Consider the following 25,117-nt stretch of genomic DNA (forward strand, 5'->3'; position numbering starts at 1 on the left):
TTTGACAACTATATATTGATAAAAAGAAACCCCGATTGTCCGCGGGGCTTCTAAGGGTAAGTGCCAAGTAATGACGTACTCGACTAATTAACCATATCATGAATTTTTTGGTAAAAATACTGGTAATTGTGTCCAAATGGGTAAGGTCATTATTTTAAACCAAAACGCTATTTTATAAAAAAAGAACCCGCTAACTGCAACGAGTTCTAAAAAAGAGTTTAACTCTCTGTGAGTGTTTCTTTTCTATAATTGTACAGGCCAGATATTGATCCCAAAAGAAGTGAGATGGAGATTATCATGATGAGATACTGTCTGAAATAGATAGTATTTGTAGGCATCCACAGAATAAAGATGGCTAATAAGACAAGTAGTGAAGTACACATTGTATAAGATATTTGGAGCTTGATTCTAAGCCTTTCTGTGTCGTTGGTACCTATTTTCTTAAATGTTATAGAGAATAAGATGACAGATGCTAGAGTAAGAAAGGTTGTTATACCTACAAATGAATTAAAATGAAGAATGTCACTAGATAACCAGGATTCTAACCATTGAAAAATAACCATTTTATCATCCTTTCTTAAATGTCTAAATGATAAATGTTGTTAATCTATGTATATATTAACATATTTTGGGTTTTGAGAGGAAGTATAACAAAAACTTCATTTGGCACAACAAAGTAGCTAGCTTAATTAGCTAACCACTTGTTGTACAAAAGAAAATTAGGCCCTACAAGTAAATGCTATGTAACTGTAAGTTACAGCTATAGTATTAAACGGAATTGGAAATGTTATGCGGGAATGAAGGAAGCTTAATAAAAATTTCATTTTAATAAGAAGGACAGATTTCTTTATTAAGAAACCTGTCCAAAAGTAAAAGATGCAGATTAAGTTATGATAAATTCAACTGTAACTGGAATTGCTGGATCGAATGCATTTCCACCAGGAATTGTGATAGCTCCAGTTGGGCCAGTAGTAACACTGGAGTCTCCGCCTGGCTGAAGTACACCGTTTAGGTAGAAATTATAATACGTGAAGGTTGGGAACGCTGTAGCAGCAACTCCAGCATCATTCAAACAAGCTGTAGCAGCAATTGCAAACGTAGCACCTGTACCTGTACCCGCACCTAGTGTAGAAGTAAATCTTCTAGAAGCTATAAATGGAGGTATGATCGCCATTGATATTCACCTCCTATTCATTTTTATTAGGACTATTTTAAAAGAAAGTTTGTCCTATATTGTATTCTATGACGTTTTTTTATACTAGAAACGGCGTATGGACTAGTATATGAGCATAAATTTTAATTCTATTTTATGGATGTTGGAAGGTAAGAAAGTTTTTAATAAAAATTTCATTTTGTAGAGAAATGAGGTGGTTCGATGAAAGGCTCCACAAAGTATCAATTATTGAAGGATGACTTTAATTTTGCAGTCAGAGAATTAAAAAATAGAAGAAAACGTATTGAAGAGCTCGAGAAAGAATTATACGAATTGAAAAACGATGTCACTCAAGAAGATATCAAACGAGTAGAAGCTATCTTAGATCGAGCTGAAGATTTATGTGAAGAACATGCAGATGATAAAGAATGGTTAATTAATAAATTCAAACAAAGAGCAGCTAGCAAAAGCTAACTGCTCACCCAAGAAAAACAGAGGAAAGATAACCATGTGACTTTAGTATTTACGGAATATTGAGTTTTATTCAGGGTCAGATATATATTGTAAAAAAATTCAAGGCTAAACCCAATAAAAAATAAGCATTGCAGTAAAACAAGATAGAGTCGTCAACAAGGTAAACTTTGCTGCAACTTTCCATTGTTCACTTTTAATATTTGAAGAGGAAAAAATATATTTTCTAGCGCCAAAACCTAATAAACAACCTCCGCATACTAAAGTTAACAGTCCAATGAGAAATCTTGAAGTTGGAAAGCCAGTAGTAGGATCCATAGCGGTTAAAATCAACATTTTAAATGATAAATGGAGAACGAGTGTTAAAACAAAAAAGTAGCTAATAGCTAGTACCCATTTATTCATACTTTTCATAAAAGTCACCTCATTTCTTTGGGGTTAATAAAGTGAATTTTTTCTAATTGACTATATTATATCATCTGGGAACACTCGGCTTTGGGTATGTTTAAAACTTAATAAAATAATCCTTTGAAAAGTAAGCAGATCGAACGGAGGGGAACCGTATCGTATGAATTAAAAGGAAATTCCAGATAAGGAAATAAGCATTATGTATGAGCGTAGCTTTACCTATGTTGGAAAACCCAAGAAGAAGTGGGTATGTGAAGGGAAATGGGAAGGTCCAACTAATATGAGAGAAATCTATGATTATAGAAAATAACTGGCATGGTGAATGGGTAGGAATAACTAAATAATAATGGATAAAAAAGAATCCTAGATATCTAGGACCTTTTTTGGACCTTTAACAACAACTGTCGTATTCGTAACAAATAAGAATTATAGACAGTAAATTTAAACGATTTATCTTGGTATTAAAAACAATTTCAATTATATTTTCGCCTAATTATTGAATATTTGGATTTAATGATATTTTATCAAAAAGTGCTTTAACGTTTCAGTAGAATCGATAGGTTTATTATTATCAGTAGGGATAGTATAAATCGACCAATAGAGCCAGTAGGACCAGTAGGTAATGAGAATGGCCGAAGAGGTGGAAATGTTGGACCAATAGCATTAGGTTCAAGTGCAGCAGAGTATAAGAAATCACTAGTTGAAGAATTCTCAGAATTTTTTTCGTTAAGCATATATTCACCTCCTAAAAACTTGTATTAGCTACAGTAAATGCATTGATTTTTATTAAGCAATTTGCGCAACTGTTAACGCTGCAGCAAGAATGTCTACTGTACCAATTAATTCAACTGGTACAATTTGAATTAAATCACCAGGGTTTAAGTTAATAAGAATAACACCGCTGGATACATCTACTTCACCAGTTTTTATACAAAATTTCATTTTATAGGACATGAAAAAGAGCACCATTATATGGTACTCTTCTATGAATCAGTACACCATTCATATATTGTTAATGTTTGTGAGTCATGAACAATTAAATGGTTTGACAAGTAAGGATTCAAGATAATCTATGTAAGATGAGTATAAATTGTTACAAAAAATAAAAATTAGTCAGCAAAAGCAAAATGATTAGCTCTCAATGGAAAATACAATGCATTATTAGAAACCCATGATACAAACAACTATGTTATGAGGATTAAACTTTTTCAAAAAACTTCATTTGATATTACTCTAGAATGGAATTATTGAACTTATAAATTAATATGTTTTTCGTTTATTGATAAAATAAACACGTTGATAGGAGTAATAGCGTATTCCTTTAAAAATATGCGTTTTTATTAGTAAATTAATCTAAGCACTATATAAATAGATGCGTATACTTATATTATGTGAGTTGTGAATGTAATTAAACTAAATTTTTATAGTTTAATTATTTGTAACTATTTTTATACTAAGAAAAATGAATATTTAAAAATATTCAACACCATTACAATTGAGTGTTTCTTAGTATAAGAGTATTCTCTCAAAATTATTAAATAAGGAGGAAATAAATGAAACATAATGATTGTTTTGGTCATAATAACTGCAATCCGATTGTTTTTTCAGCTGATTGTTGTAAAAATCCACAGTCAGTTCCTATTACTAGCCAACAATTAAGTCAATTAATTACTTTACTAAATTCATTAATACCAGCTATTTCAGCATTTTTTGCAAATCCAAGTGATGCAAACAGAGTAGCGTTACTCAATTTATTTAATCAATTTTTAATTTTCTTAAATTCCTTACTATCTTCCCCAGAAGTTAATTTTTTGAAACAATTAACTCAAAGTATTATAATTTTATTACAATCTCCAGCACCTAATTTAGGACAATTGTCAACATTATTGCAACAATTTTATAGCGCCCTTGCACAATTCTTCTTCGCTTTAGATCTTATCCCTGTATCCTGTAACTCAAATATCGATTCTGCAACTTTACAAGTTCTTTTTAATTTATTAATTCAATTAATCAACGCTACTCCAGGAGCGACAGGTCCAACGGGAGCAACAGGTCCAACGGGAGCGACAGGTCCAACAGGAGCAACAGGTCCAACGGGAGCGACAGGTCCAACGGGAGCAACAGGTCCAACGGGAGCAACAGGTCCAACGGGAGCAACAGGTCCAACGGGAGCAACAGGTCCAACAGGAGCAACAGGAGGCGGAGCTGTTATTCCGTATGCATCAGGTACACCAGTAGCATTAACAACTGTTTTAGGTGGGTTGGCAAACACAGGGGCACTTGTTGGATTTGGAAGTTCATTCTTCCCTGTAATTGTCCCACCTGGTGGCCCAATTACTATAGGTCCTGTACCTCCAGTATTAGATTTCGCATTTGTAGCTCCTCGCGCAGGTACAATTACTTCGTTAGCAGGATTCTTTAGTGTAACGGTAGCGGTTGCTTTAGCATTAGGAAGCATACAAATTCAAATGCAGTTGTACAGTGCACCAGCAGCAAGTAATACTTTCACTCCAGTAGGTACACCGTTACTATTAACACCAGCATTTAGTGGTCTTATTGCTATCGGTGCTAATTCAAGTGGTATTAGTGCACAAGCAATTGCGGTCGCTCCACAAGATAAGATATTACTTGTTGTTTCATCAACTACACCTGGTTTTGATATAGCTACTGCTATTACAGGCTTCGCAAGTGCAGGTATAACATTCGTATAATCACTTGTAAGTTTTGTAGTTGAAAATTTTGATATAAGAAAAGAGATTGTCAAAAAAGTATCCACAGATTAACTTTTGAAGGCAGTCTCTTTTCTTTAATTGTTTTTATACTTTATGCCTGGTGAAAACCATTAAATATGCTTAGAGAATCTGGTGAGATTTTGTTAAGTTAAATGATCACTGCTAGTAAATTACATAATAATAGACGTAAAAAAATAAAGGTTTATAGCCGATTGTGGATTACGAACTAATTTCATACACATATAAAGGTATATATCTAAAATATTTAAAGTTTTAGCCTTATATATGTAAGGATTGAGACGTGGGAGGATTATATTTGGACCAATTATCATTTTTCAAGCATATAGAGGAGAAAGAAATACGCCCTTTCGTGATAGAAGAGTTACAAGAATACCGCGTATTGAAAGTGAAGTTTAAAAATATTGAAGAGCAAGCGGCGTTCGGTGTTGAATTGTTATTTCCAGAACTCAAGAAGTGTACGGAAGATGAAATTAGATACAGACAATTAAAAAGAGCATTTGAAGAAGCGCTTGACGAGAACGAGCAACAAATACTCAAAATGAAATATATGAATCGTAAAGAGTTAAATGATGAATATATTTATACGGTACTTGGGATGAAGAGAGGGAAGTATTATAGAAAGAGGAAATCGGGTGTTTTTGCAAACGTTTGGGATCAAACAGAAAAGCGTATTAAATGGTATTTCAAAGCTATGCATTTTAATCAATCAACAGGAATTTACACTGGATGTTATGAGGGACAAAAGTATTAATATGGAACATTAATAAAGAAGCGTGTTCAATTAATTGAGCACGCTTCTATTTTTGTGACGCTTTATATTGATGATAAAAAGATTATTATACATTACTAAAATGGATTGTTTAGGAAGATAAGTAACAGCAGACCTTGTAGCTGAGCTATAGCAGCTTCAATCAAAGATGTTGTCATTAAGAAAGAAACGCTTAAAGGAGTGAGATAAATGGATTAAATTAACCAAACAAGAACAAGCGGTTGCAATCGGTACATTCATTTCAATGTTAGGACAGGACCTTGTAAATGAGCGTATTGATAAACAGAAATTAGAAAGTGTGCTTCCTATCTTTAATGAAATGCAAGATAACACAACACCAAAGCAAAAGAGAGAAGCAATGATTAGTTTGCTTGGTAAAACGGTGGATGAATTCCTAAAACAATAGCCATAAAAAAGGAAAAGCAACTCGCATGGGGGCGAATTACTTTTCCAGATGGCAATGTTAATTCTATTATATTAACTTGGACATATTTGTAAAATGTTTATTTGAATTTTCTGTTAAACAATTCAGGAATTACCGCGAGGTGGTGAGTAGCGTGGAGAAATTAAAACAAGCATTAAATGAAATTCGCAAAGTGAATGAAGTCCATAAGATAGGGATGACTAAAGAAGAAATTTATGCTGTTATAAAAGTATTTGATAGCAAACACTTTAGAGAATTACTTTTTAAATATCTCGGAGCATTGTGTTTACAATTTAATATCAACATAGATGAAGTTGGACGAGATGTAGAAAAGGTGATTATGCGTTCTGAAACAGATGACGAAATGGTTATGTGTGATTTCCGGATTATAATAACTAAAATGTGTTATAAACGAAAAGATAACACATCTTACTCACAAGTAAAGGCAGATGTTTATGATGTAATGAAGAAACTAAGTAAACCAGAGAAGGTTTCCTTTGCTCATAAGCTTGTAGGTGGACATTGTTATTACGTGTTGCTCTACTTAATGGATGAATATGAGAAAGAGCAGTTAGTGTCAGAATAAGTTTTATTATTTATTTTATAAAGAGATTATCGTGAGGTGGTGATTGTGGCACGACAACGTAGCCCAGACAGAGATAAAGCATTCGAAATATATAAAGCAAGCAATGGTGAGAAGCCGCTTGTTGAGATTGCGAAAGAATTAAACTTAAAGCCATCTCAAATCAGAAAGTGGAAATCACAAGACAAATGGGATGAACAATTAAAAGGTAACGTTACTATTGCGAAAAGGAGCGTTACCAATGTTAAAAATCCCAAGACAAAAGCCAAGTTAAAAAAGATGCTAGATGATGAAGAGCTAACGGAACAAGAACGGCTCTTTTGTTTGTATTACGTGAAGTATTTCAATGGTACGCAAGCTGCATTGAAAGCCGGCTATGCCAAGAGTAGCTCGCATGTTACAAGTAGCCGTTTACTGAGAAGAGAACGTATAGCAACATATATTCGAGAGATTAAAGGTGAAATGGTTGAGAATATCTTTGTGGAAGCGATGGATGTATTGAATGAGTACATCAAAATTGCTTTTGCTAATACGAAAAAAGGTCCTGTTGTTTCCAACAGGACCTTTCCTAAAATGGCAAAGAGTAACTCTTACCTTACTCTTCTCGTATATAATACCTGAAAAAGATAGATGTGTATACAACAAGAAATTCCAATATAATTATTTGAATATAGTGTTTAAAAATAAAGAGGCAGAATTTAAAATAAGGAATTAAATTACAAACGTTGGTTTATCAATTAGTTTTAATGTTTTTTCTATCAACTTGTAGTAAATAAAGTGATATTGAGATAATAAGATATGTAATTTTGCATACCGAATTGTAAAAGCTGAATAAGGGTGTAAATGACTTAAATGATACGGAAGTTGAAGGAGAGTAATACTAAAATTTCCGTTTATCTGTTTGCTGGATGAAATAAATTCATTTGAATAGAAGTAAAAATAGAGGTTTGCCTTAGACATTTATGAAGGTTAAGAATATTTATAACGAAAGGAGTAAATACACAGGTCTAATTTTTGTAATGATGGAGGGAATTGATGTGGACATAACTGAAAGTATGGCAAGAATAGTGGTTAATGGGAATGATCTACCTTTTAATTCAGTTAGAACTTCTGTATGGAGTCAAGGACCTGTAAATGATTTAATTGTTTCGACAAACCTGAGAGTCGAGGAGCTTTATCAGTTTATGTGGTCGCAAGTGCCAGTAATGCTTGTGATGTATTTTCTTCAAGGGGCGGACTTAATGAGGTTTGCTAGAATTACTGGGATTAATCAAAGTGTAACGGGGGAATATATTTATCATTTGTCTTGGGGATAAAATGAATGTAAAGTAGCTTAACAGATTTTTCAAATGATATGGAAGTGGGTGGGGAGAATGTTTTATTCATATTTTGCTTCTCAAGCGGGTATGCGACCAGCATATGGTACATCTATAACGTATAGCGGAGCACAAAGTACAGTTCAAGCTGTTCAACAAGCGTTACAAATGCAACAACAAATGCAAATGCAGCAACAAGGTATCCAGCCGTACTATTCATCCATGGAGTATTTTTATCCAGTGCATCCTATTACACCGTACGGAAGTTCTTTTCTTACGATCCCATATGGAACTGTATTTAATCTATAAAGAAAAATTTTTATTAGTTGGGGGCAGGTTCAAAACCGATTATTAACTCTTACCAAATGGTCAACAGGGCCCCCACCTAACTTTCGCGTATGTGCCGAATTTTGAGGTGTGAGTCTTATTGCTTACAAATGGCGGGCACAATTGAGGGGGATGAAATTGTGTTTATGTAAGCGTCAAATAGTCCCCACATATAATTTGTAAATAATCCATGAGATAATCCCTGTACATACTACAAGTGAAGTTTTTTTGTGAGAAGGAGACGGTTAAAGAAAAAATAGGAACTATCTTATCATGACAAATGATGGTTAGTGGCTTTGTACAGAAGGATACATGAACATTTACTTACGTGAACCAGGTCGAGATGCAACACCGAAGTCCTATCTGTGTTTATATCGTATAGGACTATTTTCTTATGACTATGAGCCTACAAGAATAGAAGAAGATCCGAACCGTCTTTTAACTGGTTTTGAAGGATATTTACAGACATAACATCACATATTTTGTTTATAATTGTAAATAGTTATTAAAATGTATAAATTTTTTCTTTTTAATAAATAAAAAAAGGAAAAATAATGAAACTTTTTGATTTGTTTATTCGTGTTATATATGAAAGGAGGAGGGGATGGAGATTGAAGAAATATATAAGGTTTATATAAACGACGTGTACAGGTATTTATTTTCCCTTTCCCGTAGCCATCACGTAGCGGAGGACTTGATGCAGGAGACTTTTTATCGGGCGTATCTTTATCTAGAAGACTATGAAAAACCAAAAGGTAAAATCACGGCTTTTTAAAGTGGCATATCATACGTTTATTGATTTTGTTAGAAAAGAGAAAAAAGTAATTTTTGTAGGAACGGAGGAATTAGAGGCAATACAAGCAGGAGAATCTACAGAAGAGTATGTAGTCGCAAAAAATAGTTACGAAAAGTTAATTCAGATTATTCATACTTTACCTATGGTAGAGGCACAAGCTATTTTATTATGTGACGTACATCAATTAACGTACGAAGAAGGTGCGTCTGTATTAGATTTAAAGTTAAACACGTATAAAAGTCACATATTTCGCGGGAGAAAGAGATTAAAAGAATTGTTAAAGGAGGAAAAGAGTCATAATGACAAATGATAAACCTCATTCTGAACAAGAAGATTATAAAGAATTGTTACAAGAAGCTCTTCATCAAAGACCGGATTCACTTCCTGATGAAAAACAGGAGCAAGTGTTGAAAACAGGAAAAAAAAGAGCGCGTATTACGAATGTTTTAATTGTATTTACTTTTTTATTACTTGTTCAACCTATTATATATATATCTACACTTGCATACTATATATTTGCACCTACAAACGCAATGGAGATACGGAATGTAGTAAACCAAACGTTAAGTGTAACGGAACCAAATGTATATATGAAAGAAAGAGACATGGAGCAAACATTGTTACCGCTTAGTTTACAATTGCATTTCGATTTGTATAAAAGGGTAGGAAAGAAAGATATTCGAATAGGTGAAGAGAAAACATATTATTTATTAAGTAAAGTAGCAAAAGTAAGCCGTGAATACACAACAGATGAAAAAATTCTAGAAATCCCATATATAGATAATGAGGTATTGTTTCATCCTAATAATTATAATACGTCCTATAGTAGTAGTGAAGAAGCACAGGTATTAAAAGGTCTTCCACAAGAATCTGTTGTAGAAGCATTTGTATCTTTTAGAGAATTATTAAGTGTACAAGAGGTAACGAATATGTTTCCTACTATTGATATTGTTTGGTACGCCGTGAATACAGGATTTGAGGAAAAGCAGAAAAATGATGAGGGTCTGTATGTTGCCCCGATTGGTTTTCCAGCAGATACGATTTCAAGTCTAAGTGGTCCTTTTGTAAGTGATTCACCTCATGAGGAACAATTTATCAGGGTGTTAAAGTCATTACAGAAGCATGAAAATTTAGCAGTGAAGCTATCGAGAGCGAAAACATTAGAGTTGTCAAAGCGTATTTCTTTTCTTGAAAAAAAAGGGATAAAAACATATGGGGCAGTTGTAACTGGACCTAAAGGTGAAGTCGAAAAATTGATGAATCATGAAAAAGTTAGAAAATTGAAAGTAGGTGAAGCGAGATTATGGAACTGGCATTCTTAAAAAAAAGAAAGAATCATATTTATAAACAGGAAACATGGATGGGGACTATTTCATTAATTATTGCTTTTCTAGCGTTATTGTATTTGAACATTATATTGCTTATTCCAGAAACATTTATAGGCGAAGGTTTTCTTCAAATAGTTGGTGCTGGGTTGCTCTGTTCAGTCGTAGGCATGATCACAAAAAGTAAAAGTCGAAAATATGCATTGTGGGCATGTAGTTTATTTGTTTTTATGCAACTGTTTGCTATATTTGGATTTATGTTAGGTTGGATGATAAGCTTTGGGCCATAAATATGTGTGAAAGAGCGAATGTAGATTCGTTCTTTTTTTATGCATAAAAAGTAAAATAGATAAGGGAAGAATCTATCAAAATTGAATAGAGAGCACTATACATCTAGGTTGTGGTTTTATGGATATATTTTCTGTTCACGTGTATATAAATAGGCGACAAGTATAGGGCTAAAACAATAGCTCGTCCAAACATTACGAATCCCCCTTACATAATATGTAGTAATAAGCATGAAAGGGGAACTGTTATGTCTTGCTATTACTATTGTAAGTATTGTAAAGAGTGTAAAAAGAAACAGCATAACTGTTGTAAGAACACCAGTAAGTGTAATGACAACAAGGATAGTCTTGTTAGGGCATCAGCATTTAGAGCTAGAAATACGGTGAATCAACCTGTTCCTGCCAATACTTTTGTAAAAGTATTGTTCCAAAATGAACAATTTGATTTAGCAAATGAGTATAATCCAGCAACTTCTATTTTTACTCCAAAGACTAGAGGGGTTTACTCTATAATTGGAACGATTGGTTTTTTTTCGAACGATCCTAACTTAAATTATAGAGCTCGTGTAGAAATTCGTGTGAATGGAAACGCAGCAATAGCTATAGATAATGACTTTTTTGGTCCAATAAGTTTTGGAAATGTAGTAAGTGTTTCGACGATCGTTCAATTGGATGAAGGAGACCAAGTTGAGGTTTATGCACAAAGTAGCATAGACGGAGTTTTAAGTTCTTCGGAAGATGGCTCACATTTTGAAGCTGCAAGATTCCCTTCTCCAACTGAATAATGAAGACAATAAAGTACTTTTCAGCAGGTTTAGTTAATCCCTTTCACCAAATGGTGGGGGATTATTATTGCTTTTCTAAAATATATAAGTAAATAGGTTGAATGTAGTTTATTTTAGGAGCATTTCGCATGCTAGGATGTAGTGATGAAAGTGGAAATAAAAACGTCAATGAAGTACAACATAAAAATGAAAGAAGAAGTTTCAAAATTAGTTTTTGCAGTTTTGGGGTGGAAAGAGGATATCTTATTTTAAGTATTAGATCTTCTACAGGAAATAAAAAGAGTGTAATGAAACAAGTAACATGGTGGTGAAAGTTTTTTGGGATTACATTTGCTAGTCGTCTTATGGAATAGAAAAACATCATAATTTGGGAATACATAAAAGTCCATATAAATACGGGCTTTTTCTTTACTATATAGAAATTACATATTTAACATATGTTTGTGTAGGTATTGCTTAATGTACTGAAAGGAATAGCATTAAGGCGATTATGCTATATAAAAATAAAATAAATCCTAAGATAAGTAGTATTGGATGTAACTTGAACATATTTGACCTCCTTGAGTATATAAAGAATTTTAATACATCTTTGGCTAATTTAGAAGGAGAATTTCAATTTCTCAAAAATTGAAAGAAACTGCAAGGATTATAGTGAATGTATAATAAATAAAGGAGTGTTGTTGAGTACACATTGATTAGGTTGTTTATAAGCACCAGATGGGTTTACCACTCATGAAATATAATAGTGAACAGGTTTATTTGTACAGAATAAGGGGTAAATAAAAAAAGAGCATACATAAAAAGTACGCTCTAAAGAAAGATAGGTTTTATGAGTGGATAATCTCCATACGATAATATATGCTCGGTTAATAAAAACGTGTAAAAAATCAATAGATTATCAATGGAATCTCATGAAATGAGTAATTTTAGTCTATTACCGAAGTCGTCTAGCTAACTAAATTGTAAGGATTGTGAATAGAACAGATTAACAATTGGATAATGATCGCACTTCAGTTTCGTATTTTTTATAGTTTGGATATTGTGTAATAGTTTGACATTTAGGTGTGGAAAGTTGATTAATTATAGAAACATTTGTAATTACCTCGTTACAAGGACCGAAAAATGTAACTTTTAGCTTTGAATTTGGTGGAACTTTGAATACGATAGGTTTTTTTTCCATGAAATCAGCTCCTAATATGCAGTATCGTATACTGCGCTTTTTCGTTCAGATTATAAAGGCGTATTAATATAATATGAAATTTTAGTTGAGTTGATAATGATATGGAATTTTATGGCGTGGTAAGAATGTGGAAAATACAGTGGAACCTGAGAATATTCTATAAAATGTTTCATTGATATAATAGGCAAAAATAAGTAACTTATCTAATATACTTTTTTCCTTGGTACATATTATAATAGTAAGAATTGTATTAGGAGGTAATGAAAGAGTGCAAGAAAATGTACAAGCTCAGCTTTCCCCACCGTGGATCACATATTTCAATGAGTTGAAAAATTTAATTGGTGCTGATCCAACTGTTTCAGTTGGTCCGTTAATTCCAGTCGGCGGGAATTATATTATTTTAGTGCACGCGTTAAGTAATGAAAAAGCGATAGCGTTAGCGACGTTTCTAAAAAATGTAAAATTGGAAATTTAAGTGTAACAGTTATTGTAACTAATAATGAAAATGACATTGTAAACCCACTTCCATGTTCACTAGATGCATTTGAAATTGCTCATTTATTTCAAGTGGAGTTAGAAAATAATCCTTATTTTGAGCAAGTTGTTGTACAGCCTCAGCTTCCTGGTGGGCCAAATGTTATCTTTCCGGTTTTTGCTGCGCAAGTAATTCAATTTTTTAACGATGATATTTCAAATTTATGTCAAACTTTTGAAAAATAATTTAGATTCTCTTTATTTATATTATAGATCGCTAGTATTAGGCATAAGGAGCTTTCAATAAAACTAGCTTTGAATATGATAATAAAAAGTATATTGGGAAATGTGATTTGAATCAATTAATTAGAAATAAGCCGCTTTCTTGGTTTATAAGTTCGGATCAAGTAAATCAATCTATTCAATTTAACAAAGAAGATACACAGCGATTAAATGGTATCGGTATTGCAGTTTCAAAATATCCTGATGGATATGCTATAAACTTATATGAAAATCCTGCGAATCCTCAGTTTACAGGTACAATCACTCAAAAAACTCCATATTTAGTCTTACATGGTTATTGGGGAGGGGCAGATAAAGATATGATTTGCTTAGGTAACGATAAACAGTGGGTATATGTGAAATGGTTTTATGCATCCTCAAAATATCCTGTTGGGTATGGAGTTAACTGCTATGCGGAGCCTGAATGTATAAATTATAAAGGTAATATTGATGGATCAAAATCTTTTCGTGTGTGGGGCAGAGCCAAAAATGCGATAGATATCGTGCAAAATAATTGGATACCCGAAGAACATGTAACTATTAAGTATCTATAAGTAGTTACATGCTTTTAGGGATACGTAAAGGGTCATATTACTGATACATAGTAAGATGACCTTTAATATTTGAACAAAAAGAATATGCTGCATAGTTTTTTCAAATGAAATGAATTACATTACATGTAGAAAACACATTGTATACACAAGTACATTGTATAGTTATTCTTGTATAATAATAAAAGTGAGGTATTTTGAATTGAAAAAGAAAAAGCTATTTTTAGGAACAATTATTTCATGCGTAGTACTGGCATTATCTGCATGTGGTTCCTCAGACAACGTAGTAACATCGAAAGTAGGAAATGTTACAGAGAAAGAGTTAAGTAAAGAATTAAGACAAAAATATGGGGAAAGTACTTTATACCAAATGGTGTTAAGTAAGGCATTGCTAGATAAATATAAAGTTTCAGATGAGGAAGCAAAAAAACAAGTAGAAGAAGCAAAAGATAAAATGGGTGACAACTTCAAATCGACTTTAGACCAAGTTGGGTTGAAAAATGAAGATGAATTAAAAGAAAAAATGAAACCAGAAATTGCATTTGAGAAAGCGATTAAAGCGACTGTCACAGAAAAAGATGTAAAAGATAACTATAAACCAGAAATGAAGGTAAGTCACATTTTAGTGAAAGATGAAAAGACTGCTAAAGAAGTGAAAGAGAAAGTAAATAATGGTGAAGATTTTGCGGCTTTAGCGAAGCAATACTCAGAGGATACTGGTTCAAAGGAACAAGGCGGGCAAATAACTGGTTTTGCTCCAGGGCAAACGGTGAAAGAATTTGAGGAAGCTGCATATAAATTAGCTGCAGGACAAGTAAGTGAGCCAGTAAAAACAACTTACGGTTACCATATTATTAAAGTGACGGATAAAAAAGAATTAAAGCCATTTGATGAAGTAAAAGATCAAATCCGTAAAGACTTAGAACAGCAAAGACTACAAGATACGACAGGCAAATGGAAACAGCAAGTAGTCAATGATTTATTGAAAGATGCTGATATTAAGGTGAATGATAAAAACTTTAAAAATACATTTGAATTTCTAGAAAAGAAATAATGACTGTAATTAGAAAAGGGAACCTATATAGGTTCCCTTTTCTAGTTAGTGTGTGAGTTATAAATAGATAGTAAGACAATACAATATTACATTTAAATATTAAGAATTACAATGGGAATTTATGTAATTTTTTTAAGGTGGAATAATCATTACTTCATAAAATGTTGATATTATAATGTTTTGTTTGTTTAATTTCATTAAATATAAAACGAATTTATTAACTTTATCCCGTAAAAGCCCGATTGGTGTGGATTAATTATTAGTGGGGATGAACAAAAGCCTAATTGATTTAAGTTTTACTTTATTGAAGTGGATAAACATAATTCGTAGAATGAAACATACAATAATATTGAAAAAATATTGACGCTAAATGAAGTGGAAAATAGAGCATTCTATTAAAATGGATGTTCTTTTTAGTATGAAATTTTAAGGAGAAGAATGAATACTTTGAAATGAATTATTGAATAGATAAATAAATTATGCAGGGAGGAAAAAATGTGAAAGTAATTTTTCAAAGAGAAGGCGGAGCGAAAATTTTTGAATCGTATGATGAAGATATAAGTAATTTATTAGCTATTTTAAAAGAAACGAAAGGGATTAAGATCGGGATGGTAGATTATGCAGTATTAAAATACGAATTAGAGTATTTTCGTCACCCAAAAAAAGCAGTAACAGAGAGGGAATTACATATAATAGTACAACCAAAATACATTTAATAATAAGGATTAATTATTTGTTAATAGTGTTATATAGTATGTACGAAAAGAGAGTGTTTAAATTGTTCCCTTTTCATAGAAATTCATAAGGAACGAATTGTGGTTCATTATAAGTCTCTAAAATTTTGTGAGTTCATTCTTAATAATATATGCTTTCATTTATAGATGGCTAATGAATTCGAAAAATTTAAAAAACAGTTTAGGCAGGGATTTTATATTTGAGTAGATAAATGTTCATGTGAAGTATTTTTTTACGAATATTTGAGGAGTAAAAATGAGTTTAGCAAGTTATATAGGGTGCAATGTAGAAGTTCCGTTAACGGATCCAGATTCTAATGATGTAATTGTTTTTGGACCGTGTTTTTTAGATGAAAGTATGCTTGAAATTGTACAAGAGTTTCAATTTCAAACAAGTTACACGTATGAAGTTTCAACGAATTGGGGCATTGAACTTGTTGAGTGGCAAAATACAAAGGAGAAGAAAGAAGCTAAAAAAAGCTATTAGCTTTATGCTCGATTATGGAAGGGTATTTAAATGAAGGGGACTATTTTGAATTATTCAGTTGTTGGGTTGGTGATGAAGATAAGGAACGAGTGGGAGAATTAAAATTAAAAATAAATCATTTTCATATAGATGAAATTTGTATTCCAGGAAGAACACTTGTCAGGATAGAAAAATAAATATAGAAATTTATGTTATTAGAAAAAAAGCGACTTCACTTTGTATGAAGTCGCTTTTTTTGTTGATATGTGAACGTCGTCCTACTAAATAGAAAGTGAAAAGCGTATTTGATGAAGAAAGAATAAATGGTGGATAAATGTATAGTGAAATGATTTAAATTATATTTTATTAATAATATAAATATATCTCTTCTCAAAGGAACATAAGTTCGTGTATAATTAGAACGGATGTTCCTTTAGGAGCATATAGTATACGATTTAGAAATAAAGTGAAACTTTAATTAGTAAGGAGTATTCATTCCCCACTGGTTATTAGTCTTCACCAATGCCGCTTTTACGAGCAACCTGCCTTCTATGAATTTCGAGGTGGGAGTCATACTACACATTAATGCGGTACAAATATGAGTGTAACAATTATTAAAGAATAATCGAGTAACAATATGTGTGGAATAGAATGGATAAATAATCAAGGAGATAAAGAAATGAATGATGTAAAGGTGCAAAAAGAAGAAAGAGAATGGGTTCCATTTACAGTAATGTCTGAACAGTTGTTAAGTATGCGAAAAGTTATTGGAGAGAAATTTAAAGTGCAAAAACCGCTCTTAACAAAAGAAGCAAAAGAGAGAATTTCTGATAAATTATTAATGTCATTGTTGACTGAGAAAGAAATATTGGTGACATATTTTGAAGATGGCTACATACTTACTAGCTACATGACAGTGGTGCATATAAATCCGCTAAAACATATTATAATGTGCACTGACGCATTTTATAAAACTTACGTATTTAATACTACGGATATTATTGAAATAACGTAAAGTAAGCTAAAATTTAACTTTTAGCTTACTTTACGTTATGTTAGATGTGGAACAGAAAACATGAAACGAAAAAGCAGCTAGCTTCATACTAGCTGCTGAGCCCCAGGGAAAGGGAGAAAAAGATAGGGTACTCCAAAAATCAACACTAGCTGTGTAACAGCCTGATTATAGTATAGACAAATTTAAAATTCTTAAACAGAACGATGAAAAAATAGGATTAGGCTGTACCAACTTGATTTTGATCTGCAAGGTCAGAATCAAACGTATTAGTCGCACTAACACCGTTAAAAGTATTAACAACAAAACCAACGTTTGAAGCACCAGATCCATTATAAGCCTTCGTATTTTCTTTCGGAGAAACGTTGTAGAAATCACCTAAGTTAAATGAACCGTTACTATTTTGTACAACTAAATTCCCTACAACTGAGGGCATAGTTTTCACCCGCTTTACAATAATTTGTTAACACCAATATATGGTGTTATAGTCCAAATGGTTCATGTAACAAAAATTGTGGAATAGTAAAACGTTTGAAGTGTAGCTGAATCCCATAATAAAAGTGTGTTAAACTGAATGTAAGGTTTAGTAATTAAAAAACAATTGTATAATTATTATATATGAAAACAAGGGAGGCAAAATGTAATGAATAAGATTATAAAAAAAGTAGATTTAACAGATGCAAAATCAAGTAATCTTGTTGCACTTATTTATAGCAATGAAGTTATATTGGTTGAAGAAGCATTTTGTCCAAATGAAATAAAATTAAAGTTTAATGAAATTGCAATTTTATCATCTATTAAAACAGCTCATATAACGAAAGTATCCATCAGAAAAGAACTTGAAGCAATTTTTCATGACACTGGGGTTTTATTGGTGAAGCATAGTATTGAGTATGGAAATAGTCAATCTATCACCATGCATTTTGAACAATTTAAAAAGTTGCAACATGAGATTGAGAATTTAAATAAAAGTATGTAATAACGCTAGATGAAGATTTTTTCATAGAGGTGAACTGTTCTATGTTGAAAAAATGGTTCGAAAAAATTTTTGATGAATCTCACTGTAAACATAAATTTAGATTTATAAAGACACAGGATAATGAAGATTTTAAAAGAGGTGAGCTAGGTGTAGTTTATATGTATCGATGTGAGAAGTGTGGGAAAGAGAAGCTGAAATTTAAAAGCAATAACGAAATAAATAATGATTTTTTGGATATATAAGTAAGAGTAACTGTTATGGTTACTCTTTTTGTTTACATAAAAACTCCTTCTAAAGTATGAGATGAGTTGATACTTTAGTAAATGGATGAATGAAAAGGAAGAGTGTAAAATGTTGTAAAGGAGGAGAGATATTTGAAGCGAAACAACATTGGGAAAATAGTATTTATTACAGGAGTGACGCAAGGGTTAGGACGTGCAATGGTTGATCGATTTCATGAATTGGGATGGAGTATATTTGGCTGTGGACGTTCAAAAGATAAAATTGAAGAATTAAAAAAATATTATGGTAATACACATGATTTTCAAATCATTGATGTTTCAGATTCTCAGCAAGTAAGTAATTGGGCAAATGATATACTTAATAGACATAGAGCACCGGATTTGTTAATAAATAATGCATCGATTGTTAATAAAAATGCGCCACTGTGGAAAGTAACCGTTCAAGAATTCGAAAATGTAATGAATATAAACGTAAATGGTGTAGTAAATGTAATAAGAGCATTTATCCCAGCGATGGTAGCTAGGAAAGAAGGAATGATTATTAATATGAGTTCTAGTTGGGGGAGAGAGGGGGAAGCTGAGCTTGCGCCATATTGTGCCTCAAAGTTTGCAATTGAAGGTATCACGAAATCTATGGCACTGGAATTGCCCTATGGTATGGCAGTTGTTGCTTTAGATCCGGGCGGAAGTATTAGCACCCCAATGCTGTATTCATGTGCACCACAGTACGTAAATGAATCACCCACACCTGAAATGTGGTCACATCATGCGATTCAATATATATTGAATATAACAATAGATAAAAATGAAGATTCATTGACATGCCCAGAATGTATGTAAATATATATTGAATTGTATAAGTATCTTTTTAATTAGCATATTTTCAGTGATACACACTTTGTTTAAAAAGTACCTTTTAGGTGCTTTTTTGTATGATTAACACATTATAGAATGCACAAAATTACATATGGAAAATAAATATGGGATTAAGGATGACATTTGTTTATTGCAAATGCATTTGAAAAATTCTAAATAGGTGATGAGAATGGACCGAAGCGGTTTAAAAGTGACAGGGGCATGGTTTCAAGTAGGAGGCAATCTTACAGCGGCTATTGGGACGACAAGAGGATTTATTGGAGAAGAGAAAGTGGAATCGAAGATTGTAATTGTAGGAAGCTCATTACAAGCCCTCGGGTATATATTACAAATTATAGCGAGTAATGATACCGAAGATGAAGGCGAAAGAGAAAATCAAAATATGTGTTTGGAGAATAAAAGTGAAATGCTCGATAAAATGGGCATTGAGTTATTAGCATTAGGGAATATATCAAATGTAATAGGAACATATTTTAATATAAATGAACAATTGAAAGAGAATGATTATCTCATAATTGTCGGGAACAGTTTACAATCGATTGGAGCTTTTTTAGGAGTAGAAGCAGCTTTGCTTCAGATGAAAGCAATACAAAGAATTATTATACTAGGTAATTCTCTGCAAAGTCTAGGCGCTGGACTTCAAGCATATCAAGGTATTGTTAATGTACCGAAAAATGGAATAGAAAAGGAAGATAGTTTAGGTGATAAGAAAAATGAGAGAATAATAGCACTCATTGGTGTTTGGATACAAGCGATAGGAACTGCTATTTCTGCGATTGGATTAACTATAATAGAGAAAGAAGAAAGATTAGAAAAAATAATATGAAATTGTTCATGTAAAGGAGGTATGTAAAATTTAAATTTTACTACATAAGTAGAAAAGTTGGAGTGGCAGGTTTTTTGGCATTGGGATAGAATATATAACAGTAGAAAAGTTATTAATGGTTAATAAAAATATAGGAAATGCAAAAAAATGGTTTAAATAGCGTATGAAGAGAGATAAAAAATACAAAACAAGGAGTTTTCAAGAGATGATGTATTTACTGGCAATTCTTCTTCCGCCTGTAGCCGTATTATTTTGCGGAAAGCCATTTCAAGCAATAATTAACTTCATATTAACATTAATATTTTGGGTTCCAGGAGTTATACATGCGATATTAGTTGTACATGATAAAAAAGCAGATCGGCGTTTAAAAAAACAAATTCGAGCATATGATGAAATTAATAAGAGGAATAGAAGATAGTTGAATCGTGAAATTATTTTAAAAAGAAAGGCGGACTACCTCCTTTCTTTTTTTATTTTGTTTAAGTTTAAATTTTAGTGTAGCGGTAAGAATTTTTAATATAAGTATTGTGATAATTAGTTTTAGAGTGAGCGTTCAATAAACCGGTGTAAATGTTTTCAGGTACGTTAAAGAAATCATACATTCCATGCTTTAATTGAATGCGTAAAATCATAGAAAAAGGATTATAGCCAACAGCAACTATATTTTTTGAAATGACGGGAGATAGTTTCATCATTACGCAACTCCTCACTTTGCATTTTTAATAATTTCTTGTAGATGTTGAGGTTGTGGTGTTGAAATTCTTATAATTAAAGAGGTATTATACTTATATGTAATATATTAAATGTTCGTTATACGTAATTATAAGGAAGTTCACACGAAGTACATATCGTTGTGCTATTTTTATTTCACCTTTGATTTATAAATAAGAAAATATTGACCATTTGAAAAAAAGGTATATTATTTATACGAGGTATTAAAAATTCACTTTTTACATTCTATGCTTAAAGGGGCAGCATTATTAGGAAAAATAGAAGTGAAAATAGTTTGTATAAGAAGTATTTTAAAATTTATAATCTGTGAATTAGGAAAATATTGAATGCTCCAGGTCAATATACTTTCTTAATTAAATTCATTTTAGAAAGTGACCTCAATATTTTTAAGTAAATCAACGGGAGAATTGAAAGGCAGGAGAAAGTAACATGTCAGAAAATTATCGTTCTCGAGAGGAGCGACGACAAGTTAAAAAGAAAAAACAGCCAGCTTCTAAAACACAAAAACCAAAAGGTAAAACATCATTCTTTCGCAAGTTTTTAATTACTTGTTTATTACTTGGTATTGTAGGCTTAGTGGCAGGGGTTGCTACCTTTTTCGTAATGATTAAGGATGCACCAAAACTTGAGAAAGCAAAACTTGTTAATCCGTTATCCTCAAAAATTTATGATAAAAATGGCGATTTGGTATATGAATACGGGAAAGAAAAACGGACGAATGTTACGTATGATCAAATTCCTAAATTAGTAGAAAATGCATTTTTAGCAACAGAAGATGCACGTTTTTATGAGCATAGCGGAGTAGACTTTAAAGGTACTGCCCGTGCTGTTTTGGTAAGTCTTAAAGGAGATTACGGTTCACAAGGTGGAAGTACAATAACGCAGCAGGTTATTAAAAACTACTTCTTATCGATGGAAAAAACATCAAAACGTAAGGTTCAGGAAATATATTTAGCGTATAAGCTAGAACAACAGTATTCAAAACATGAAATTTTAGAAATGTATTTAAATAAAATTAACTTAGGAAACCGTTCATATGGTATCGCAACAGCAGCACAAAACTATTATGGTAAAGAATTGAAAGATTTAACATTACCAGAAGTTGCGATGCTTGCAGGTTTACCGAAAGCACCGAATAACTATGATCCATCGAAACCAGAAAATGTTCAAAGGGCAACAGAAAGAAGAAATGTTGTACTAGGGTTAATGAATCGACATGGTTATATTACAAAGGCAGAAATGGAAGAAGCATCGAAAGTACCAGTGGATAAAGATATTAAGAGTGCAGCTGAGCTCCAGGCAATGCCATATCCTGCATTTATGGATGCGGTTGTGAAAGAAGTAGAAAAAGAATTGCCAGATGCTAATATTGGATCTGACGGTTTAGAAATTTATACAACATTGGATCCAAATGCACAGAAATTAGCTGATAATATTTTGAATACAAATATTATTAATTATCCAAATGATAAATTCCAAGGTGCTTTCACATTTATGGATACGAAAACAGGTGAGGTTCGTGCTATAGGTAGTGGGCGCGGTGAAAATAAAGCAGTATTTAAAGGGCATAATATGGCAATTGAATTAGATCGTGCAGCTGGTTCAACTATGAAGCCAATCTTTGATTACGGTCCTGCAATTGAATACCTAAAATGGGCTACGTATCATCAAATTGATGATTCTCCATTTAAATATTCAACTGGACAAGAACTTCGAAATGCGGATAGAAGTCATTTAGGCCCAATTACTATGCGTGAAGCGTTAAAAATGTCACGTAACGTTCCAGCAGTTAAAACTGCAAAAGAAGTAGGCCTTAATAAATCGAAGGAATTCTCTGAGAAATTAGGTATTACATTTAATAAAGCGCCGGCAGAATCTACAGCTATTGGTACAAACGAAGTATCACCAACTGAAATGGCGGGTGCTTATGCGACATTTGGTAATGGTGGTAAATATACGAAACCGCATTTTGTTAAGAAAGTAGTTTATCCAGACGGCAAGTCACAAAGTTTTGGGCAAAAACCAAAACAAGTTATAGCTGACTCTACAGCATATATGATTACTGATATGCTTCGCTCAGTAGTGACATCAGGTACTGGTACAGCGGCAAATATTAGTTCTTTAGATGTAGCTGGTAAAACGGGTACAACAAACTATGATTCAAAACAATTGGCGAAATTTAACATTCCAGAAAGTGCAACTCGTGATAGTTGGTTTGCAGGTTATACACCACAATATACGATGGCGGTATGGACTGGATATATGAAAGATGGTAAAGACGAGTATATTAGTAGTAAAAATACGAAAATTGCACAGTTGATCTTTAAAGGAATGATGAGTGAGTTGGCTACTGACAAATCACGCTTTAAAATGCCAAGTAGTGTTATTCAAGAAGGTAGCGAGCTACGTATAAAAGGTGAAAAACGTGATTCTTCTCCAAACACGAGCGTACCGGACACAACGGAACAACCAAAACAAGATCAGCAGCAAAAAACTGAAGAAGAGAAAAAGCAAGAAGAATTAAAGAAACAAGAAGAACTGAAAAAACAAGAAGAACAAAAGCAACAAGAGGAACTTAAGAAACAAGAAGAACAAAAGAAACTAGAAGAGCAAAAGCAACAAGAAGAACAAAAGAAACAAAATGAACAAAATAATGGTAATGGCCAAGGAGCCACGCCTCCAGCGAATAATGGAGGAGGCCAAGGAAATACGACACCTCCAGCGAATAATGGAGGAGGTCAAGGAAATACGACACCTCCAGCGAATAACGGAGGAGGCCAAGGAAACACCACACCTCCAGCGAATAACGGAGGAGGCCAAGGAAATACGACACCTCCAGCGAATAATGGAGGAGGTCAAGGTAATACAACTCCACCAGCGACAACACAACCAGATACTGGTGGTAATGCAGGGGAGGCCCCTGCTAATAATGGGCAATAAGAAAATTTCATAAAAATATTAAAAAGCACTTAAGGTTTGTAAAAATTACAATCTTAAGTGCTTTTTTCGTTGAGATGCAGTAGCTATGAGAAGATGTAATTTAAATATTAAAAGTACCATAGAAGTTTTGAAAATAAATTGAAGGGAAATGATAAAAAACTTGAGACTGAGGTAGTGGAGGATAACTGTGGCTATGAAAGATGGTACTACTTGGATGAGTTCCATGATGCCAAAATGAGGGAGTAACTTGACCAGGAATTTGATATTGTTGCCAAGTTGCGGGAAGTTCTATTCCTACATCGGAACTCGCTGTATGAACTGCAGGAACGTGTATCCCAGGAGTCGAAGGAACTACGGCAGTTACTCTTGAAGGTACCCACATAAAATATTCACTCCTAAGTTGTGATAATAAAGTAGTATATTCTTTTCACACATATAAAGGTACATATAGATAGGACTTTAGGCTAAAACATACGTATAAAGTTGTAAGACCAATTTAAATTGAAGGTAAATCATTTATTATAAAAAGATACGTCTATTTATGGAAGGAAAAGGAACGCGGAAATTGTAAAATGGAGGTGTTAATTGCAAGATTTTACGTTTTTATGGAGGAATATTAATGGAACGATTATGGACGAAATCATTTATTCAAATGACAATTGCAATAGTTGTATTAGCCATTTCAAATAGTTTAATGGGTGTAGTTATCGCAGCTGCGTTATATGGTGTTGGATTCGGTTCAGCACAGCCGGCATTGCAAGTAGCGATTAAGTAAAAAAGAATTTGCGTAAACTTGGAGGAACAAAGATGAAAATTTCAATTGATCATAAAGCTCTACAATGGTTAAGGAAGAATTACGTATAAAGCATGGTGAATCTATACGGTTTAATGTAAGATACGGAGGAGATAGCTCCATTCAGCCTGACTATTCTTTAGGGATTGTTGCTGAGAAACCAGATGGGAAAATCGTGTCAGTTGAGAAAGAAGGCATTCTATTTTTTGTGGATATTGATGATCTTTGGTACTTTCAAAACTATGATTTAGTAGTAGGGTATCATGAGGAAACGGAAGAAATTCAATTTAATTACGTAAAATAATAACTTTATTAAAAATAAATAAATTTTATATGGAAATTATATTTAGAGAATAGTGAAATAAATATAATGCAAAAAAACGAGCTGTATATGTATACAGCTCGTTTTTTTATTTAGTAAAAGGAATTATAAAATAGATATATTTAACGGGATTATATGAATTAACTTTATATTTTGATTTAAAGATAAGACTGTCCTTTCTTTATAAAATATAAAAATTATTTTTAAAAAATTGTATTGTTACATCGGTAAAAGTATAGGAAACTTATCATTATAAA

30 protein-coding genes and 6 pseudogenes are annotated in these 25,117 nt (G+C 32.6%); 28 read left to right on the plus strand and 8 right to left on the minus strand.

The genetic code is table 11. From position 1 onward, the window contains the following. Window positions 1–883: 883 nt before the first annotated feature. On the minus strand, window positions 884–1,174 hold the full coding sequence (locus CO726_RS26340) for a DUF4183 domain-containing protein (protein WP_099686216.1): 291 nt from the start codon (window positions 1,172–1,174) through the stop codon (window positions 884–886). Window positions 1,175–1,375: 201 nt separating this feature from the next. Between CO726_RS26340 and CO726_RS26345 the strand changes: the two genes are divergently transcribed. Beyond that, complete coding sequence (locus CO726_RS26345; RefSeq protein ID WP_099686217.1) at window positions 1,376–1,627, plus strand: hypothetical protein; 252 nt, start codon at window positions 1,376–1,378, stop codon at window positions 1,625–1,627. A gap of 105 nt (window positions 1,628–1,732) precedes the next feature. Here CO726_RS26345 and CO726_RS26350 read toward each other — a convergent pair whose 3' ends face one another. The 3 genes and pseudogenes from CO726_RS26350 to exsF form a co-directional block, all read right to left on the minus strand. Next, window positions 1,733–2,038 carry a hypothetical protein gene (locus tag CO726_RS26350; RefSeq protein WP_099686218.1) on the minus strand — a complete coding sequence of 102 codons (306 nt, stop codon included), beginning with the start codon at window positions 2,036–2,038 and terminating at the stop codon, window positions 1,733–1,735. A gap of 530 nt (window positions 2,039–2,568) precedes the next feature. Beyond that, window positions 2,569–2,766: an exosporium leader peptide-containing protein gene (locus CO726_RS33065; RefSeq protein ID WP_099686219.1), complete on the minus strand. Its 198-nt coding sequence runs from the start codon at window positions 2,764–2,766 to the stop codon at window positions 2,569–2,571. A 52-nt stretch (window positions 2,767–2,818) separates the two neighbouring features. Further along, window positions 2,819–2,962: pseudogene (gene exsF / locus CO726_RS31970) on the minus strand (exosporium protein ExsF); the annotation flags it as partial. A 623-nt stretch (window positions 2,963–3,585) separates the two neighbouring features. On the opposite strand from exsF, the gene CO726_RS26365 reads away from it, so the two are divergent. The 13 genes and pseudogenes from CO726_RS26365 (at window position 3,586) to CO726_RS26420 (ending at window position 11,708) form a co-directional block, all read left to right on the plus strand. Beyond that, a complete protein-coding gene (locus CO726_RS26365) occupies window positions 3,586–4,743 on the plus strand; it encodes an exosporium glycoprotein BclB-related protein (protein ID WP_136699860.1) in 1,158 nt (385 codons plus the stop codon). A 337-nt stretch (window positions 4,744–5,080) separates the two neighbouring features. After that, window positions 5,081–5,536 (plus strand): LCI fold-containing protein, encoded by a 456-nt coding sequence (locus tag CO726_RS26370; RefSeq protein ID WP_099686220.1) that lies wholly within the window; start codon window positions 5,081–5,083, stop codon window positions 5,534–5,536. A gap of 211 nt (window positions 5,537–5,747) precedes the next feature. Continuing rightward, entirely contained in the window at window positions 5,748–5,960 is a 213-nt protein-coding gene (locus CO726_RS26375; protein ID WP_099686221.1) for a hypothetical protein, read from the plus strand. Between the two features lie 151 nt (window positions 5,961–6,111). Then, window positions 6,112–6,564 (plus strand): hypothetical protein, encoded by a 453-nt coding sequence (locus tag CO726_RS26380; RefSeq protein WP_181950582.1) that lies wholly within the window; start codon window positions 6,112–6,114, stop codon window positions 6,562–6,564. A gap of 45 nt (window positions 6,565–6,609) precedes the next feature. Next, a pseudogene (locus tag CO726_RS26385) lies at window positions 6,610–7,092 on the plus strand (terminase small subunit); the annotation flags it as partial. A 431-nt stretch (window positions 7,093–7,523) separates the two neighbouring features. Further along, window positions 7,524–7,877 (plus strand): hypothetical protein, encoded by a 354-nt coding sequence (locus CO726_RS26390; RefSeq protein ID WP_099686223.1) that lies wholly within the window; start codon window positions 7,524–7,526, stop codon window positions 7,875–7,877. 57 nt (window positions 7,878–7,934) lie between these two features. Further along, window positions 7,935–8,186, plus strand: coding sequence for a DUF3947 family protein (locus tag CO726_RS26395; RefSeq protein ID WP_099686224.1), 252 nt, complete (start codon window positions 7,935–7,937; stop codon window positions 8,184–8,186). Between the two features lie 330 nt (window positions 8,187–8,516). Then, window positions 8,517–8,675: a hypothetical protein gene (locus tag CO726_RS31975; protein ID WP_169513089.1), complete on the plus strand. Its 159-nt coding sequence runs from the start codon at window positions 8,517–8,519 to the stop codon at window positions 8,673–8,675. A gap of 133 nt (window positions 8,676–8,808) precedes the next feature. Beyond that, window positions 8,809–9,310 (plus strand): annotated as a pseudogene (locus CO726_RS26400) (sigma-70 family RNA polymerase sigma factor). Further along, window positions 9,300–10,322 carry an anti-sigma factor gene (locus CO726_RS26405; RefSeq protein ID WP_099686225.1) on the plus strand — a complete coding sequence of 341 codons (1,023 nt, stop codon included), beginning with the start codon at window positions 9,300–9,302 and terminating at the stop codon, window positions 10,320–10,322. The pseudogene CO726_RS26400 and the gene CO726_RS26405 overlap by 11 nt, the downstream one beginning before the upstream one ends. Further along, window positions 10,304–10,615 carry a hypothetical protein gene (locus tag CO726_RS26410; protein ID WP_099686226.1) on the plus strand — a complete coding sequence of 104 codons (312 nt, stop codon included), beginning with the start codon at window positions 10,304–10,306 and terminating at the stop codon, window positions 10,613–10,615. The genes CO726_RS26405 and CO726_RS26410 overlap by 19 nt, the downstream gene beginning before the upstream one ends. A 245-nt stretch (window positions 10,616–10,860) precedes the next feature. After that, window positions 10,861–11,397 carry a C1q-like domain-containing protein gene (locus CO726_RS26415; protein ID WP_099686227.1) on the plus strand — a complete coding sequence of 179 codons (537 nt, stop codon included), beginning with the start codon at window positions 10,861–10,863 and terminating at the stop codon, window positions 11,395–11,397. A 128-nt stretch (window positions 11,398–11,525) separates the two neighbouring features. Continuing rightward, window positions 11,526–11,708 carry a hypothetical protein gene (locus CO726_RS26420; RefSeq protein ID WP_099686228.1) on the plus strand — a complete coding sequence of 61 codons (183 nt, stop codon included), beginning with the start codon at window positions 11,526–11,528 and terminating at the stop codon, window positions 11,706–11,708. Between the two features lie 674 nt (window positions 11,709–12,382). On the opposite strand, the gene CO726_RS26425 is transcribed toward CO726_RS26420, so the two are convergent. After that, a complete protein-coding gene (locus tag CO726_RS26425) occupies window positions 12,383–12,577 on the minus strand; it encodes a hypothetical protein (RefSeq protein ID WP_099686229.1) in 195 nt (64 codons plus the stop codon). Window positions 12,578–12,845: 268 nt separating this feature from the next. On the opposite strand from CO726_RS26425, the pseudogene CO726_RS26430 reads away from it, so the two are divergent. The 6 genes and pseudogenes from CO726_RS26430 to CO726_RS26455 all read left to right on the plus strand — a co-directional run. Next, window positions 12,846–13,288: pseudogene (locus CO726_RS26430) on the plus strand (hypothetical protein); the annotation flags it as partial. 101 nt (window positions 13,289–13,389) lie between these two features. After that, window positions 13,390–13,887 (plus strand): annotated as a pseudogene (locus tag CO726_RS26435) (N-acetylmuramoyl-L-alanine amidase); the annotation flags it as partial. A gap of 199 nt (window positions 13,888–14,086) precedes the next feature. Beyond that, window positions 14,087–14,938, plus strand: a complete 852-nt coding sequence (locus CO726_RS26440; RefSeq protein ID WP_099686230.1) for a peptidylprolyl isomerase PrsA — start codon at window positions 14,087–14,089, stop codon at window positions 14,936–14,938. Window positions 14,939–15,435: 497 nt separating this feature from the next. Further along, window positions 15,436–15,654, plus strand: a complete 219-nt coding sequence (locus CO726_RS26445) for a hypothetical protein (RefSeq protein WP_099686231.1) — start codon at window positions 15,436–15,438, stop codon at window positions 15,652–15,654. A 274-nt stretch (window positions 15,655–15,928) separates the two neighbouring features. Further along, window positions 15,929–16,159 carry a KH domain-containing protein gene (locus tag CO726_RS32645; RefSeq protein ID WP_245916766.1) on the plus strand — a complete coding sequence of 77 codons (231 nt, stop codon included), beginning with the start codon at window positions 15,929–15,931 and terminating at the stop codon, window positions 16,157–16,159. Window positions 16,160–16,817: 658 nt separating this feature from the next. Further along, complete coding sequence (locus CO726_RS26455; RefSeq protein ID WP_098760767.1) at window positions 16,818–17,153, plus strand: YolD-like family protein; 336 nt, start codon at window positions 16,818–16,820, stop codon at window positions 17,151–17,153. A 217-nt stretch (window positions 17,154–17,370) separates the two neighbouring features. Here the strand turns inward: CO726_RS26455 and gerPF are convergent, their stop codons facing one another. Beyond that, entirely contained in the window at window positions 17,371–17,586 is a 216-nt protein-coding gene (gene gerPF, locus CO726_RS26460; RefSeq protein ID WP_001141565.1) for a spore germination protein GerPF, read from the minus strand. Window positions 17,587–17,793: 207 nt separating this feature from the next. On the opposite strand from gerPF, the gene CO726_RS26465 reads away from it, so the two are divergent. The 5 genes from CO726_RS26465 (at window position 17,794) to CO726_RS26485 (ending at window position 20,491) form a co-directional block, all read left to right on the plus strand. Continuing rightward, window positions 17,794–18,129, plus strand: a complete 336-nt coding sequence (locus CO726_RS26465; RefSeq protein ID WP_098760766.1) for a hypothetical protein — start codon at window positions 17,794–17,796, stop codon at window positions 18,127–18,129. 41 nt (window positions 18,130–18,170) lie between these two features. Then, window positions 18,171–18,371 carry a hypothetical protein gene (locus tag CO726_RS26470; protein WP_099686232.1) on the plus strand — a complete coding sequence of 67 codons (201 nt, stop codon included), beginning with the start codon at window positions 18,171–18,173 and terminating at the stop codon, window positions 18,369–18,371. A 132-nt stretch (window positions 18,372–18,503) separates the two neighbouring features. After that, a complete protein-coding gene (locus CO726_RS26475) occupies window positions 18,504–19,211 on the plus strand; it encodes an SDR family oxidoreductase (RefSeq protein WP_099686233.1) in 708 nt (235 codons plus the stop codon). A 205-nt stretch (window positions 19,212–19,416) separates the two neighbouring features. Beyond that, complete coding sequence (locus CO726_RS26480; RefSeq protein WP_099686234.1) at window positions 19,417–20,073, plus strand: DUF6944 family repetitive protein; 657 nt, start codon at window positions 19,417–19,419, stop codon at window positions 20,071–20,073. A 205-nt stretch (window positions 20,074–20,278) separates the two neighbouring features. Beyond that, the gene (locus CO726_RS26485; RefSeq protein WP_099686235.1) at window positions 20,279–20,491 is read left to right on the plus strand and encodes a YqaE/Pmp3 family membrane protein; all 213 of its coding nucleotides are present in this window, start codon (window positions 20,279–20,281) and stop codon (window positions 20,489–20,491) included. Between the two features lie 67 nt (window positions 20,492–20,558). Here the strand turns inward: CO726_RS26485 and CO726_RS26490 are convergent, their stop codons facing one another. Further along, window positions 20,559–20,768: a KTSC domain-containing protein gene (locus CO726_RS26490; protein ID WP_136699861.1), complete on the minus strand. Its 210-nt coding sequence runs from the start codon at window positions 20,766–20,768 to the stop codon at window positions 20,559–20,561. 466 nt (window positions 20,769–21,234) lie between these two features. On the opposite strand from CO726_RS26490, the gene CO726_RS26495 reads away from it, so the two are divergent. After that, window positions 21,235–23,745 carry a PBP1A family penicillin-binding protein gene (locus CO726_RS26495; protein ID WP_099686236.1) on the plus strand — a complete coding sequence of 837 codons (2,511 nt, stop codon included), beginning with the start codon at window positions 21,235–21,237 and terminating at the stop codon, window positions 23,743–23,745. Between the two features lie 100 nt (window positions 23,746–23,845). On the opposite strand, the gene CO726_RS26500 is transcribed toward CO726_RS26495, so the two are convergent. Next, the gene (locus CO726_RS26500; protein WP_099686237.1) at window positions 23,846–24,127 is read right to left on the minus strand and encodes a hypothetical protein; all 282 of its coding nucleotides are present in this window, start codon (window positions 24,125–24,127) and stop codon (window positions 23,846–23,848) included. Window positions 24,128–24,364: 237 nt separating this feature from the next. Between CO726_RS26500 and CO726_RS31565 the strand changes: the two genes are divergently transcribed. Together CO726_RS31565 and CO726_RS26505 are read left to right on the plus strand one after the other, a co-directional pair. Beyond that, complete coding sequence (locus CO726_RS31565) at window positions 24,365–24,520, plus strand: hypothetical protein (protein WP_220389088.1); 156 nt, start codon at window positions 24,365–24,367, stop codon at window positions 24,518–24,520. A 32-nt stretch (window positions 24,521–24,552) separates the two neighbouring features. After that, window positions 24,553–24,842, plus strand: a pseudogene (locus CO726_RS26505) (HesB/YadR/YfhF family protein). Window positions 24,843–25,117 lie beyond the last annotated feature (275 nt).

Origin of the sequence: Bacillus fungorum (assembly GCF_002746455.1) — a bacterium.
In the GTDB taxonomy this organism is placed as follows: Bacteria; Bacillota; Bacilli; order Bacillales; family Bacillaceae_G; genus Bacillus_A; species Bacillus_A fungorum.

Excerpts from the sequence above, each read along its gene's own strand:
- CO726_RS26340 (WP_099686216.1), bottom strand. The coding sequence starts at position 1,174 with ATGGCGATCATACCTCCATTTATAGCTTCTAGAAGATTTACTTCTACA.
- CO726_RS26345 (WP_099686217.1), top strand. The coding sequence starts at position 1,376 with ATGAAAGGCTCCACAAAGTATCAATTATTGAAGGATGACTTTAATTTT.
- CO726_RS26350 (WP_099686218.1), bottom strand. The coding sequence starts at position 2,038 with ATGAAAAGTATGAATAAATGGGTACTAGCTATTAGCTACTTTTTTGTT.
- CO726_RS33065 (WP_099686219.1), bottom strand. The coding sequence starts at position 2,766 with ATGCTTAACGAAAAAAATTCTGAGAATTCTTCAACTAGTGATTTCTTA.
- CO726_RS26365 (WP_136699860.1), top strand. The coding sequence starts at position 3,586 with ATGAAACATAATGATTGTTTTGGTCATAATAACTGCAATCCGATTGTT.
- CO726_RS26390 (WP_099686223.1), top strand. The coding sequence starts at position 7,524 with ATGAAGGTTAAGAATATTTATAACGAAAGGAGTAAATACACAGGTCTA.
- CO726_RS26395 (WP_099686224.1), top strand. The coding sequence starts at position 7,935 with ATGTTTTATTCATATTTTGCTTCTCAAGCGGGTATGCGACCAGCATAT.
- CO726_RS31975 (WP_169513089.1), top strand. The coding sequence starts at position 8,517 with ATGAACATTTACTTACGTGAACCAGGTCGAGATGCAACACCGAAGTCC.
- CO726_RS26405 (WP_099686225.1), top strand. The coding sequence starts at position 9,300 with ATGACAAATGATAAACCTCATTCTGAACAAGAAGATTATAAAGAATTG.
- CO726_RS26410 (WP_099686226.1), top strand. The coding sequence starts at position 10,304 with ATGGAACTGGCATTCTTAAAAAAAAGAAAGAATCATATTTATAAACAG.
- CO726_RS26415 (WP_099686227.1), top strand. The coding sequence starts at position 10,861 with ATGTCTTGCTATTACTATTGTAAGTATTGTAAAGAGTGTAAAAAGAAA.
- CO726_RS26420 (WP_099686228.1), top strand. The coding sequence starts at position 11,526 with ATGCTAGGATGTAGTGATGAAAGTGGAAATAAAAACGTCAATGAAGTA.
- CO726_RS26425 (WP_099686229.1), bottom strand. The coding sequence starts at position 12,577 with ATGGAAAAAAAACCTATCGTATTCAAAGTTCCACCAAATTCAAAGCTA.
- CO726_RS32645 (WP_245916766.1), top strand. The coding sequence starts at position 15,929 with ATGAGTTTAGCAAGTTATATAGGGTGCAATGTAGAAGTTCCGTTAACG.
- CO726_RS26455 (WP_098760767.1), top strand. The coding sequence starts at position 16,818 with ATGAATGATGTAAAGGTGCAAAAAGAAGAAAGAGAATGGGTTCCATTT.
- gerPF (WP_001141565.1), bottom strand. The coding sequence starts at position 17,586 with ATGCCCTCAGTTGTAGGGAATTTAGTTGTACAAAATAGTAACGGTTCA.
- CO726_RS26465 (WP_098760766.1), top strand. The coding sequence starts at position 17,794 with ATGAATAAGATTATAAAAAAAGTAGATTTAACAGATGCAAAATCAAGT.
- CO726_RS26470 (WP_099686232.1), top strand. The coding sequence starts at position 18,171 with ATGTTGAAAAAATGGTTCGAAAAAATTTTTGATGAATCTCACTGTAAA.
- CO726_RS26480 (WP_099686234.1), top strand. The coding sequence starts at position 19,417 with ATGGACCGAAGCGGTTTAAAAGTGACAGGGGCATGGTTTCAAGTAGGA.
- CO726_RS26485 (WP_099686235.1), top strand. The coding sequence starts at position 20,279 with ATGATGTATTTACTGGCAATTCTTCTTCCGCCTGTAGCCGTATTATTT.
- CO726_RS26490 (WP_136699861.1), bottom strand. The coding sequence starts at position 20,768 with ATGATGAAACTATCTCCCGTCATTTCAAAAAATATAGTTGCTGTTGGC.
- CO726_RS26495 (WP_099686236.1), top strand. The coding sequence starts at position 21,235 with ATGTCAGAAAATTATCGTTCTCGAGAGGAGCGACGACAAGTTAAAAAG.
- CO726_RS26500 (WP_099686237.1), bottom strand. The coding sequence starts at position 24,127 with ATGTGGGTACCTTCAAGAGTAACTGCCGTAGTTCCTTCGACTCCTGGG.
- CO726_RS31565 (WP_220389088.1), top strand. The coding sequence starts at position 24,365 with ATGGAACGATTATGGACGAAATCATTTATTCAAATGACAATTGCAATA.